The following is a 13,174-nucleotide window of genomic DNA, read 5'->3' as shown; positions in this document are numbered from 1 at the left end:
GCCTCAAATGAATATCCAGCAAGGGGCGACGCAAGCGCCGGTGACCGGCGGCGCGCTACTGCAGGCATTGTTCGACGCTATGCCAGGCCGCGCCGCCTTTCTCGACGTGGAGCTACGCTATCGCTACGTCAATCGCGAGTTTCTCTTGGCGCTCGGAGCGACAGAAGATTGCGTCATCGGGAAATTCGTCGAGGACGTTTTTGGCGCCCAGGCGGCCAGTCTTTACAAAGCAGCGATTCAAAATCTTTCGGCGAACGCGCCGCAACGCCTGCGCCGTTTCGTTGACGACGCCAGCGGCGCCCGTTGGATCGAAGAGGAGCTCAGGCCGTTCACGCCGGGCGGGGTCATGCAGGGCGTCGTCTGCGTCGCGCGTCCGCTGGCCGACGCCGAGCAGCAGTGCGAAAGCGATCGGCTGGAATTGCTTGAATCGCACAGGACGCGGGAGGCGATTCATGCGGCGGTGGTCGACTCCGCTCTCGATTGTATCGTCGTCATCGACGCACAGGGCCGTGTCGTCGAGTTCAACCCTGCGGCTTCGGCGACGTTCGGCTATTCGCGCGAGCACGCGATCGGCAGGACCGTCGCCGAACTGATCGTCCCGGTGGAAATGCGCGAACATCACAACAGCGGGCTTGAGCGCTTTCGAGCGGGCGGGCCGGCCTCTGTTATCGGGCAGCGCGTCGAATTGGAGGCGATGTGCGCCGACGGTTCGCGCATTCCCGTCGAATTAGCGATCACGGCGGTTGGTTCGGGCCCAAGCGCTCTTTTCACTGCGCATCTTCGCGACCTACGTCCGGCGCGAGAAGCGCAGACGCAAATCGAACGTCAAAGAGAAGCGCTCTACCAAAACGAAAAGCTTGCAGCCCTTGGGTCGCTCCTCGCCGGGGTGGCGCATGAACTCAACAATCCGCTCTCCATCGTCATCGGACAGGCGCTCATGCTGCGCGAGGCGGCTCAGTCGCATGCGAGTTTCGACACGCATTTCGAGGAATTTGCGGAACGCGGCGCGAAAATCGAGACAGCCGCCAACCGCTGCGCGCGAATCGTCAAGGTTTTCCTAGCCATGGCCCGTCAGCGCGAGGCGGAACGCGGAAGAGTGGAGATTCCCGATCTCGTCGAGCGCGTGCTCGAACTGCTTTCGTATGGATTGCGGACGGCCGGCATCGAGGTGACCAAAGACGTCCCTGCGGACCTGCCGCCGCTCTTGGCCGACAGCGACCAGTTGCATCAGGTGCTGCTCAATCTGGTGGTGAACGCCAAGCAGGCGCTGGAAGCGCAGCCGGCGCCACGGCGGATTTCGATCGTCGCGCGCGCCGATCAAGCGGCCCAGAAGCTCGATGTCCACATTTCCGACAATGGGCCGGGCGTTCCAGACGCGATCCGCAACCGCATTTTCGATCCTTTCTTCACGACGAAGCCGCAGGGGGTGGGAACCGGAATCGGACTTGCCGTTTCGCGCGGTCTCATCGAGTCGCACGGAGGTTCGCTCACTCTGGAGCCGCCGCAGCCGGGCGCGGGCGCTGTTTTCGCGATCAGGCTGCCGATCGACGCAGTGGGCATCGAAAGCGTCGCCGTCGCCGAGAATACAGCGACGGCAGCGCAGCGGATCAAGCAGAGGCGTGCGCTGATCGTGGACGATGAAGTCGAAATCGCAGGCTTGCTCGGCGAAATCTTGCGACGGCTAGGCTTCGACTGCGAGATCGCGACGAGCGGCGACCACGCGAAACAAGCGATCGCCGCGCGGCCGGCGGACCTCATTCTCTGCGACATCCGTATGCCCAACGGCGACGGCCCGGCTTTCTACGACTGGCTCAGCGTCGAACATCCGCAGATGACCAACCGTATCGCCTTCGTCACCGGCGACGTTTTGGGTCCCGGCGCAGATCGCTTCATCGCGCGTTCGGGCTGTCCGATCGTAGAGAAACCCTTTACGCCGGAGGACATCCGCCTCGTCGCTGATTTGTTGTGCGACGACGCGGCGGCGTGAATCGGGCTCGCGACGAATTTCAACAGCAGCGAAACGCGCGCGCGCCGCCGGCGCCGAAACGCGCATTCTCGCGCGCCCGGAAAAATTCGTCGCGCGTCATGATCGCCTCGCCGTCGTGAAGCGCGCGGACATGCGCGACATAGACGTCGTAATCGCCCTGCCCGACCATCAGCTTGGCGCCGTCGCGCAGTTTGCGCGCGAGACGATTGAGATCAAGCCCCGGCAGGCTGCAGATCGTGCAATTCATCTTCGGTCTCCCGCGTGGTGACATGCTCAGCGGCGCGCGCGGCGCGGATGGCTCGAATCGCGAAGCCGAGCATCGCCAGAACCAGCGTCACGTAAATCGCGCAAAGCGTGGCGTCGACATAGTCGTTGAAGATGACGCGCTGCATCTCGGCGAGAGTCTTCGCCGGCGCCAGCAATTGATCCTTATCGGCGGCCGCTGCGAATTTTCTGGCATGCGCCAGAAAGCCGATGCGCGGATCCTCATGGAAGATTTTCTCGAAGGCCGCCGTCAGCGTGCAGATATAGAGCCACGCCGTCGGCGCGATGGCGACAAAGGCGTAACGCTCGCGCTTCATCCGATAGAGCACGACGACGCATAGCGTCAGCGCGATCGCCGCAAGCATCTGGTTGGCGATGCCGAACAGCGGCCACAGCGTGTTGATGCCGCCGAGCGGATCGATCACGCCCTGATAGAGGAAATAGCCCCAGCCGCTCACGGCGATCGCGGTCGCGGCGAGGTTCGGCGCCCAGGCCCTTGTGTTGCCGAAGGCCGGAAAGAAGGCGCCGAAGAGATCCTGGATCATGAAGCGCGCGACGCGCGTGCCGGCGTCAATCGTGGTGAGGATGAAGAGCGCTTCGAAAAGAATCGCGAAATGATACCAGAAGGCTTTCGCAGCCGAGCCGCCGATGGCGGAAGAGAGGATATGCGCCATGCCGACGGCGAGCGTCGGCGCGCCGCCGGTGCGCGACAATATGGTCTTCTCGCCGACCTCGGCGGCGACGCCCGAAAGCGTCTCCGGCGTGACCGCGAAGCCCCATGAGGAGATCGCCGCCGCGGCGGAATCGGGCGTCGCGCCGATCAGCGCCGGCGCGCTGTTCATGGCGAAATAGACGCCGGGCTCCAGCACGCTTGCGGCGATGAGCGCCATGACCGCGACGAAGGATTCCATAAGCATCGCGCCATAGCCGATGAAGCGCGTCTGCGTCTCGTCGGCGATCATCTTCGGCGTCGTGCCGGAGGACACAAGCGCATGAAAGCCCGACACCGCGCCGCAGGCGATGGTGATGAACAGGAACGGGAAGACGCTGCCGGCGAAGACCGGGCCCGTGCCGTCGATGAAGCGGCTGACCGCCGGCATCTGGAGGTCGGGCCAGACGATGAAAATGCCGATCGCGAGCGACAGGATCGTGCCGACCTTCAGAAAGGTCGACAGATAGTCGCGCGGCGCCAGCAGCAGCCACACCGGCAAAACTGAAGCCACGAAGCCATAGCCGATGAGCATGAAGGCGAGGGTCTCGGCCTGGAAGGAGAAGAGCGGCGCGAGCAGCGCGCTCTCCGAGACGGTGCGGCCGAAGGCGATGCTCAGGAGCAGCAGAACGAAGCCGATCGCCGACATTTCGCCGATGCGTCCGGGCCGCAGATAGCGGCCATAGACGCCCATGAAGACGGCGATCGGCAGCGTCGCGAAGACGGTGAACGCGCCCCAGGGACTATCGGCGAGCGCCTTAACGACGACGAGCGCCAGCACCGCCAGCAGGATGATCATGATGGTGAGAATGCCGATCATGGCGATGACGCCGGGCACGCGCCCCATCTCGGTCTTAATGAGATCGCCGAGCGAGCGGCCGTCGCGCCGCGTCGAGATGAACAGGACGAGAAAATCCTGCACGGCGCCGGCAAAGATGACGCCAGTTAAGAGCCACAATGTTCCCGGTAGATAGCCCATCTGCGCCGCAAGCACGGGGCCGACGAGCGGTCCTGCGCCGGCGATGGCCGCGAAATGGTGGCCAAACAGCACCCATTTGTCGGTCGGCACATAATCGAGCCCGTCATTGCGGCGAAGCGCGGGGGTGCGGCGGCGCGCATCGAGCCCCAGCACACGCTCGGCGATGAAGCGCGAATAGAAGCGATAGCCAATGGCGTAGGTTCCGATCGCCGCCGTGACGAGCCACATGGCGTTGACGTTCTCGCCGCGCGAGACCGCGAGCGTGTAAAGCGAGAACAGCACGAGAGCGAACACGAGCGCCCAGGGAAACAGCTTCAATGTCTGACGGCTGTCGGCGATGTTGATGATCGACATTAGAACTCCGAATAGCGCCCACTCTCGGCGCATCGATTTCAACGAAACTTATAATTTTGCGAGGGTCAAGGGATCGCGGCGATCGGCGAAATATTTGTGCAGAGCCTCGCCGAAAAGCGGCTCTTGTGGCGCCGCCGCCGCAAACAAGGTCATCGACGAATGGAACTTCAAATCGTCGGGAGAGCCGAAGATCTCATGCGCGCTGCGTCCCTCGACCCTGTTGACCAGTCCGACGCACTCCTTCAGCCGCGCCCCCAACAGAGGATGCGCGAGATAGGCGTGCGCCTCGGCCAGCGAGCGGATGGCGTAGCGCTGCGCCATGGCGCTCGCGCCCAGCCCTTCGAGCTGCGGAAAAACGAACCACATCCAGTGACTGCGCTTGCGGCCGGCGGCGAGCTCAGCCGCCGCCTGAGCGTAAACAGGCTCCTGCGCCGCGACGAAGCGGGCGAGACCGTAAGGATCGTCCGCGGCGGCGGTCATGACCAAATCCGTTGATCAACTCCGCTGTCATTCTCGACGCGCGCAACGCGCGCGATCGGGAATCCAGAGCAAGACCAACATTCAATTGGCTCTGGATTCCCGGTCGGACCTCCGGTCCGCCGGGAATGACAGGCCAATCGATTCGATATCACTCCGCCGCTTCCGCGGCGACGGGCGCGTAGTTGAGAATGGGCGCGAGCCAGCGTTCGACCTCGCGCGCCTCCATGCCCTTGCGGCGGGCGTAATCTTCGACCTGATCGCGCTCGATTTTAGCGACGCCGAAATAATGCGCGCTCGGATGCGCCAGATAGAGCCCGCTGACGGAAGCGGCCGGCGTCATGGCGTAACTTTCGGTCAGCTTCACGCCGGTGCGCTTTTCGACATTGAGCAGATCGAAGATCGTCGCCTTTTCGGTGTGATCGGGCTGCGCCGGATAGCCGGGCGCCGGACGAATGCCGGCGTAGGGCTCGGTCGTCAGCGCTTCGGGCGCGAAATTCTCTTCACGCGCATAGCCCCAAAACTCTTTGCGCACGCGCTCATGCATGCGCTCGGCGAAAGCTTCCGCGATGCGGTCGGCGAGCGCCTTGACCATGATCGAGCCATAGTCGTCATTGGCGCGGGCGTAGCGGGCGGCGATCTTTTCTTCTTCCGCGCCGGCGGTCACGACGAAGGCGCCGACATAATCGCCCTTGCCGCTCTCCTTGGGCGCGACGAAATCGGCGAGCGCGAGATTGGCCTTGCCGTCGCGCTTTTGCAATTGCTGGCGCAGCGTATGCAGCGTGGCGATCTTTTCATTACGCGACTCGCCGTTGTAGAGCGCGATGTCGTCGCCGATGGAATTCGCCGGCCAGAAGCCGATGACGGCTTTCGGCGTGAACCAGCGCTCCTCGACAATCCGCTTCAGCATGGCGCGGGCGTCGTCGTACAGCGTGCGCGCCGCCTCGCCACGCTCGGGATCGTCGAGCAGCGACGGATAGCGCCCCTTGAATTCCCAGGTCTGGAAGAACGGCGTCCAGTCGATGTAGGGAACAAGCTCGCCGACGTCATAACTCGCAAAGGCCCGCGCGCCGCTGAAGGAGGGCTTCGGCGGCTCATAGGCGGCCCAGTCGATTTTATAAGCGTTGGCGCGCGCCTGCGCGAGCGGCGTCCGCAACTTGTCGGCCTGCGCGCGCGCATGCGCCTCCGCGAGGCGCTCATATTCAGCGCGCGTCTGCGCCACATAATCGGGACGCGTCCTCTCGGAGACGAGCGCCTGCGCGACGCCAACGGCGCGGCTCGCGTCGGTGACATAGACCGCCTGGCCGCGACGATAATTGGGACTGATCTTCACCGCCGTATGCACGCGGCTTGTCGTCGCGCCGCCGATGAGGAGCGGCGTGTCGAGACCTTCGCGCTCGAGCTCAGAGGCGACGAAGCACATCTCGTCGAGCGACGGCGTGATGAGGCCGGAAAGACCGATGAGATCGACCTTTTCCTTCTTGGCGACTTCAAGAATCTTCGCGCAGGGCGTCATGACGCCAAGGTCGATCACCTCGAAATTATTGCAGCCGAGCACAACGCCGACGATGTTCTTGCCGATGTCATGAACGTCGCCCTTCACCGTCGCCAGCAGGATTTTGCCGGCAGTGGAGCGCTCGCTCTTATCGGCCTCCATGAAGGGCATGAGATAGGCCACCGCCTGTTTCATCACGCGCGCCGATTTGACCACCTGCGGCAGAAACATTTTGCCCGTGCCAAAGAGATCGCCGACGACATTCATCCCGGTCATCAGCGGGCCTTCGATCACGTCAAGCGGCCGCGTGGAGCGCTGACGCGCCTCTTCCACATCCGCTTCGACGTAATCGGTGACGCCGTTCACCAGCGCATATTCGAGACGCTTCTCGACGGTGTTCTCGCGCCAAGCGGCGTCCTTTTCCTGGGTTTTGCCAGCCGCCCCCTTGAATTTTTCAGCAAGTTCGACGAGGCGCTCGGTCGAATCCTTGCGGCGATTCAGGACGACATCTTCGCAAAGCTCGCGCAATTCGGGATCAATCTCGCCATAGACCGCAAGCTGGCCGGCGTTGACGATGCCCATATCCATCCCCGCCTGAATGGCGTGATAGAGGAACACCGAATGCATCGCTTCGCGCACGGGTTCGTTGCCGCGGAATGAGAAGGACAGGTTCGAGACGCCGCCCGACACATGCACATGCGGCAGATCGCGCTTGATGACGCGCGTGGCTTCGATGAAATCGACGCCGTAGTTCTCATGCTCCTCGATGCCGGTCGCGACCGCGAAAATATTGGGATCGAAAATGATGTCCTGGGGCGGAAAGCCGACGATGTCGGTCAAGATTTTATAGGCCCGCGTGCAAATCTCGGTCTTGCGGGCGAAGGTGTCGGCCTGGCCCTTTTCGTCAAAGGCCATGACGACGACGGCGGCGCCATAGCGGCGCACCTTTTGCGCATCGGCGATGAATTTTTCTTCGCCTTCCTTCATCGAAATCGAATTGACGACGCCCTTGCCCTGCAGACACTTCAGGCCGGCTTCAATCACGGCGAATTTAGATGAATCGACCATCACCGGCACGCGGGCGATGTCGGGTTCGGCGGCGACGAGATTGAGAAATTCCACCATGGCGCGTTCGGAATCGAGCAGGCCTTCGTCCATATTGACGTCGATGACCTGCGCCCCGTTCGCCACCTGATCCCGCGCGACGTCGAGCGCCGCGGCATAGTCGCCATTGGTGATGAGCTTGCGGAACTTCGCCGATCCGGTGACATTGGTGCGCTCGCCGACATTGACGAAGGGAATGTCCTTGGTCAGCGTGAAGGGCTCCAATCCAGCAAGACGCAGCATCGGCTCGATCGTCGGGATCGCGCGCGGAGCGACGCCCTTCACGGCGCCGGCGATCGCGGCGATATGGTCCGGCGTCGTGCCGCAGCAGCCGCCAAGCACATTGACGAGACCGGCGGTCGCGAATTCGCCGACGAGCTCCGCCATATATTCGGGGCTTTCGTCATAAAGCCCGAATTCGTTGGGGAGGCCGGCGTTGGGGAAGGCGCAGACGCGCGTATCGGCGATGCGGCCGATCTCGGCGATATGCTGACGCATCTCGCGGGCGCCGAGCGCGCAGTTGAAGCCGATCGAAAACGGCTTGGCGTGGGCGAGCGAATTCCAGAAGGCGACCGCCGTCTGACCGGAGAGCGTCCTGCCCGAAAGATCGGTGATCGTGCCGGAGATCATGATCGGAAAACGGGTTCCGACCTCGTCGAACGCGTCTTCGAGCGCATAGAGCGCCGCCTTGGCGTTGAGCGTGTCGAAAACGGTTTCGACGAGAAGAATGTCGGCGCCGCCTTCGATGAGGCCAAGCGCGGCTTCCTTATAGGCGGCGCGCAGTTCGTCGAAGGTGACGGCGCGAAAGCCCGGATTGGATACGTCGGGCGAGATCGACGCGGTGCGATTGGTCGGGCCGAGCGAACCGGCGACGAAGCGGCGCACGCCGGTCTTCGCCGCGACTTCGTCGGCGGCCGCGCGCGCCAGCCGCGCGCCCTCGCAATTGAGTTCGAAGGCGAGATGCTCGAGCCCGTAATCGGCCTGAGCAATTGTCGTCGACGAAAATGTGTTGGTCTCGATGATGTCGGCGCCGGCGTTGAGATAGGCGACATGGATCGCCTTGATCGCGTCGGGCTGCGTCAGCGTCAGCAGGTCGTTGTTGCCGCGCAGATCCTTGGCGTGATCTGTGAAGCGCGCGCCGCGGAAATCGGCCTCCTCGAACTTGTGGCGCTGGATCATCGTGCCCATGGCGCCGTCGAGAATGAGGATCCGGCGCGAGGCGGCCTCCTCCAAAGTCTGGAGAATATTGGGGCCGTAAGCTTTGTCGAAAATCATGCGATGGCCCTTTCACGAACGGGACGCACGCCAAGCAAATGGCAAATGGCGAAGACGAGGTCGGCGCGATTATTGGTATAGAAGTGGAATTCATTGACGCCGGCGCGCGCCAGGCTCATCACCTGCTCGACGGCGGTCGTCGCGGCGATGAGCGCGCGCGTCTCCGGATCCTCGTCCAGTCCATCAAAGCGCTCGGCGAGCCAGCGCGGCACGCTCGCCCCGGCCTTTTGCGCAAAACCCGCGACTTGCTTGAAATTGCGGATCGGCATGATGCCGGGCACGATCGGAATCGTGATTCCCCGCCCGCGCGCCTTGTCGAGAAATTTGAAGTAGACGTCATTGTCGAAGAAGAACTGCGTGATGGCGCGCGTCGCGCCGGCGTCGACCTTCGCCTGAAGCGCGTCTAGATCCTGTTCGATCGAGGCGCTTTCCGGATGGCCTTCGGGATAGGTCGACACTGAAATCTCAAAATCGCCGATCCGACGAATGCCGCTCACGAGATCGGTCGAATTGGCGTAGCCTTTCGGATGCGCCTCAAATTTCGACCCCACGCCTGTCGGCGGATCGCCGCGCAGCGCCACGATATGGCGAACGCCGGCGTCCCAATAGTCGCGCAGGATCGCGTCGACGTCTTCGCGCGCGGCGGAAACGCAGGTGAGATGCGCAGCTGGCTTCATTTCGGTCTCACGCACGATGCGCGCGACGATCGAATGCGTGCGCTCGCGGGTGGTGCCGCCGGCGCCATAGGTGACGGAAACGAAATGCGGTTTGAGCGCCGCCAGCCGATTGATCGTCTGCCAGAGTTGCGTCTCCATCTCCGGCGTCTTGGGCGGGAAGAATTCGTAGGAGATCGCAAATTGGTTGGGCGACGCCGTGGGATGAAGAGCGTTAAACATCAGGCTGTCTCATAAGATACTGTGGGAATGGGATCGGCGATGACGCGCGGATCGCGCGCCAGCCACAAGGACACGGTGAGCTTGGCGCCTTCGCTGGGGTCGGGCGCCAATTGCCGGTGTTGAATAATGTCGAGGCCGGCTTGCGCGAGCAGTCCGGTGATTTCAGCGTCGGAAAAGCCGAGGCGGCGGTGCGCGTGCTTATCGCGCAGCGCCTCTTCCTGATGCGGCGCAAAGTCGACGACGAGCAGACGGCCGCCGGGGGCGAGCACCCGCGCCGCCTCGCGCAGCGCGCGGCCCGGATCGTCGAGAAAATGCAGAACCTGATGCATGATCGCGAGGTCGATGGAGTTGCGCTCGATCGGCAGCGCATAGATGTCGCCCTGACGCAGCTGCACATTGTCGAAGCCGGTCTCTTCGAGCCGGCCGCGCGCGACGCCGAGCATGGCGGAGGAAAGATCGACGCCGACGGCGCGCTCGGCCTGGGGCGCGAACAGCTCGAGCATCCGGCCGGCGCCGGCGCCGAGATCGAGAAGGTTGCGCACCGGTCTGTCGCCGACGCACTGGCGCATCGCTTCTTCAACGCGCTCCTCGGGGACGTGCAGCGCGCGGATGTGGTCCCACTCCTCGGCATGCGCGGCGAAGTAGCGCGCGGCGTTCTCGGCGCGCGCGTGACGCACCTGGGCGAGTCTCGCGCGGTCGCCGGCGAGAAGCGCGTCGTCAGCCTCGAGCCAACCGACGAGGGCGCGCGCGAGGGCGCCCGCCGGGCCGGCCGGCGACAGACGGAAAAAGGCCCACGCCCCTTCGCGGCGGCGCTCGACGAGGCCAGCCTCGACGAGGAGCTTAAGATGGCGCGAGACGCGCGGCTGAGACTGGCCCAGGATCGCCACAACCTCGCTGACCGTCAGCTCCGACTGGGCGAGCAACGCCAGAAGACGCAGGCGCGTCTCCTCTCCGGCGGCGTTCAACGCCGCAAGCGTCGGGTCGAGGGCCAATTTGGCGACGGACTTCATGAGCGCTCCGCTAGATATAAAGATATCTATATACGTCAAATTTACCGGGCGCAACCACGGTCGCCGTTTTTTGACGAGGGAATGCTCTTGACCGAATCCCAAACCAGGTTCATCTTTTGTTACATCGCACCTGTCGATCTGACAGCATGATCGGCAGGCTCGCTCGGGCGGGACCTCGACGCGAACGCGATCCAGGATAGGCTCAAAAACCCCCTGTTGATGGGCCGAACCGAGCAACATTGTTGCGAGAGGAGCATGACGCCACCGGGTCATACCATTTGACCGGCGTTTGGTTCCGGTCACTGGGCGATCAGGAGCAGCTGCCTGATCTGTCCATCCTCCGAGACAATCGACAATCTTCCGGGCGGCCGAAGGCAAAGGCCAAGCGTCGGACGCCCGTTCACAGACTGGACAATCCAGACTAGCTTCCAAGAGAAGCAAATGGCCCCGTGAGCTCTGCGCCACGGGGCCTGTTTTATTTCCATCGCTAAAAAGCACGGTCCCGGGCGAAAGCCGAACGCGACGTTCGGCCCTTCGCCTTTCAAGGCTCGGAACCAGCGCTGGCCGGCTACGCCGGCGCCTTCTCTTCTTCCTTGCTGACGACCTCGAGGAAGCTCTCCGCCGCCTCGCGCCGCTCGAAGACATGCGGCTGCAGACCGCGTTTGGAGAGCGCCTCCTTCATCTTCAGGCGTGCGAAGGCGCTCGTCGAATAACGGGTCGTCGTCAGATAATAGCGCTGGCTCATGTAGTCGATCATTTCGGCGTAATCGTCGTAGAGCGCCTCGTTGATCTTCCAGCCGTCGTGATTGACGACCGAGTTGACGCGCTTGCCGACCTTGTCCGACGCCTCGATCAGCGTCTTGCGCAGATCGTCGATGTCCTTCTTGGTTCGGGCGTGCCAGCCCTCGAGATTGACGAAAAGAATGTTGCGGTCGGCGTCGTAAGTGACGCGATCGGACATGTTGAGATTGATCAGGTCGGCGAGCAGCCCCATCGGCTCGTCGATGAAGATGCGCTTATCCATCAGTTCGGCGTGTTCGATGATGGGCTTGAAATCCATATGCGCCAGGATGTCCTTGTCGATATCGATCCCCGGCGCGACCTCGATCAGTTCAAGCCCCTTGTCGACGAGTTTGAACACGCAGCGCTCGGTCACGTAATAGACCGGCTGCTTGCGCTTTTGCGCGAATTTGCCGGAGAAGGTGATCTGCTCGACGGCGTTGAGGAACTTCTTGTTCCTGCCTTCCTGCAGAATGTTCACCTTGCCGTCGGCGATTTCGACGCGCAGTCCGCCATTGGTGAAGGTGCCGGCGTAGACGACGAGGCGCGCGTTCTGGCTGATGTTGATGAAGCCGCCGCAGCCGTTGAGGCGTCCGCCAAATTTCGACGTGTTGACGTTGCCCTGCAGGTCGCACTCGGCCATGCCGAGACAGGTCATGTCGAGACCGCCGCCGTCATAGAAGTCGAACTGCTGGTTCTGCTGAATGATCGCGTCGGCGTTGGTCGCGGCGCCGAAGCTCGAACCGGCCGCGAGCACGCCGCCGATGGCGCCGGCTTCCGTCGTCAGCGTGATGTAGGGCGTCATCTTTTCTTCGTTGGCGACGGCGGCGATGCCTTCCGGCGCGCCGACGCCAAGATTAACCACCCCGTTCGGCGGCAGCTCGAAACTGGCGCGCCGCGCGATGACCTTGCGCTCGTCGAGCGGCATCTTGGCGAACTTCTCGACCGGCACGCGGATTTCGCCGGAAAGCGCCGGATTGTGGATCACGCCATAGTTCATGCGGTGCATTTCCGGCGGATCGGCGACGACCACGGCCGAGACGAGAATGCCAGGTATATGCACGTCTTTCGGCTTGATCGAGCCCTGTTCGACGATGCGCTCGACCTGCGCGATGACGAGCCCGCCATTGTTATGGGCGGCCATGGCCTGAGCGAGATTGTCGAGCACGAGCGCCTCGCGCTCCATCGAGATATTGCCGGAAGGATCGGCCGAGGTGCCGCGAATGAAGGCGACGTCGATCTTGGTGGCGATATAGAACAGCCACTCCTCACCCATGATGTTATGGTATTTGACCATGTCCTCCTTGGTGCGGTCGTTCACCTTGCCGCCGCCAAAGCGCGGGTCGACATAGGTGTAGAGGCCGACTTTGGAGAAGAGACCCGGCTGGCCGGAGGCGCAGGCGCGGTAGAGCTGCGAGATGACGCCCTGCGGGAGATTGTAGCCGCAGATCTTGTTCTCCTGCGCCGCCTGGGCGACCTTCGGCATGCGGCCGAAATTGGCGGCGATCACCCGGCGCAGCAATCCTTCGTGATGGAAGCGCCCGGTGCCGAGGCCCTTGGAGTCGCCGGCGCCCGCGGTCATGATCAGCGTGAGATCGCGCGGATGCTGGCTCTCGACGAAGCGCTTTTCCAAAGCGGCGTGCAAAGCCTCGGGAATGCAGCTCTGGACGAAGCCGGTGGTGGTTACGACGTCATTGTCGCGAATGAGCGCAATCGCCTCGTCGGCGGTAATGACCTTATTGTTCGCCATGTCCTCAGGGTTCCCTCGCTCCCCACTCTTTGATTGCGGACCGTTGACGTCGCCGCTCTGGTGGGCGTTTTGCTCAAAATGAGCGCTCAACCGT

General features: G+C 63.0%; 8 protein-coding genes. 1 reads left to right on the top strand and 7 read right to left on the bottom strand.

From position 1 onward, the window contains the following. The first annotated feature begins 7 nt into the window (after window positions 1–7). Window positions 8–1,987 carry a PAS domain S-box protein gene (locus IYW40_RS08680; protein WP_196400275.1) on the top strand — a complete coding sequence of 660 codons (1,980 nt, stop codon included), beginning with the start codon at window positions 8–10 and terminating at the stop codon, window positions 1,985–1,987. Window positions 1,988–2,006: 19 nt separating this feature from the next. Here IYW40_RS08680 and IYW40_RS08675 read toward each other — a convergent pair whose 3' ends face one another. The 7 genes from IYW40_RS08675 to IYW40_RS08645 form a co-directional block, all read right to left on the bottom strand. Beyond that, window positions 2,007–2,234 (bottom strand): YbdD/YjiX family protein, encoded by a 228-nt coding sequence (locus IYW40_RS08675; protein WP_196400274.1) that lies wholly within the window; start codon window positions 2,232–2,234, stop codon window positions 2,007–2,009. Beyond that, window positions 2,200–4,293 carry a carbon starvation CstA family protein gene (locus tag IYW40_RS08670; protein WP_196400273.1) on the bottom strand — a complete coding sequence of 698 codons (2,094 nt, stop codon included), beginning with the start codon at window positions 4,291–4,293 and terminating at the stop codon, window positions 2,200–2,202. The genes IYW40_RS08675 and IYW40_RS08670 overlap by 35 nt, the downstream gene beginning before the upstream one ends. Before the next feature lie 48 nt (window positions 4,294–4,341). Then, window positions 4,342–4,773, bottom strand: a complete 432-nt coding sequence (locus IYW40_RS08665; protein ID WP_196400272.1) for a DUF1810 domain-containing protein — start codon at window positions 4,771–4,773, stop codon at window positions 4,342–4,344. A gap of 148 nt (window positions 4,774–4,921) precedes the next feature. Beyond that, the gene (metH, locus tag IYW40_RS08660) at window positions 4,922–8,644 is read right to left on the bottom strand and encodes a methionine synthase (protein ID WP_196400271.1); all 3,723 of its coding nucleotides are present in this window, start codon (window positions 8,642–8,644) and stop codon (window positions 4,922–4,924) included. Next, on the bottom strand, window positions 8,641–9,540 hold the full coding sequence (gene metF / locus IYW40_RS08655) for a methylenetetrahydrofolate reductase [NAD(P)H] (protein ID WP_196400270.1): 900 nt from the start codon (window positions 9,538–9,540) through the stop codon (window positions 8,641–8,643). The genes metH and metF overlap by 4 nt, the downstream gene beginning before the upstream one ends. Next, window positions 9,540–10,550, bottom strand: a complete 1,011-nt coding sequence (locus IYW40_RS08650) for a metalloregulator ArsR/SmtB family transcription factor (RefSeq protein WP_196400269.1) — start codon at window positions 10,548–10,550, stop codon at window positions 9,540–9,542. The genes metF and IYW40_RS08650 overlap by 1 nt, the downstream gene beginning before the upstream one ends. Window positions 10,551–11,118: 568 nt before the next feature. After that, window positions 11,119–13,080, bottom strand: a complete 1,962-nt coding sequence (locus IYW40_RS08645; protein ID WP_196400268.1) for a CoA-transferase — start codon at window positions 13,078–13,080, stop codon at window positions 11,119–11,121. Window positions 13,081–13,174 lie beyond the last annotated feature (94 nt).

The sequence above is a fragment of the Methylocystis sp. H4A genome (genome assembly GCF_015709545.1).
In the GTDB taxonomy this organism is placed as follows: domain Bacteria; phylum Pseudomonadota; class Alphaproteobacteria; order Rhizobiales; family Beijerinckiaceae; genus Methylocystis; species Methylocystis silviterrae.
This window is presented reverse-complemented; position numbering and strand designations above follow the sequence as displayed.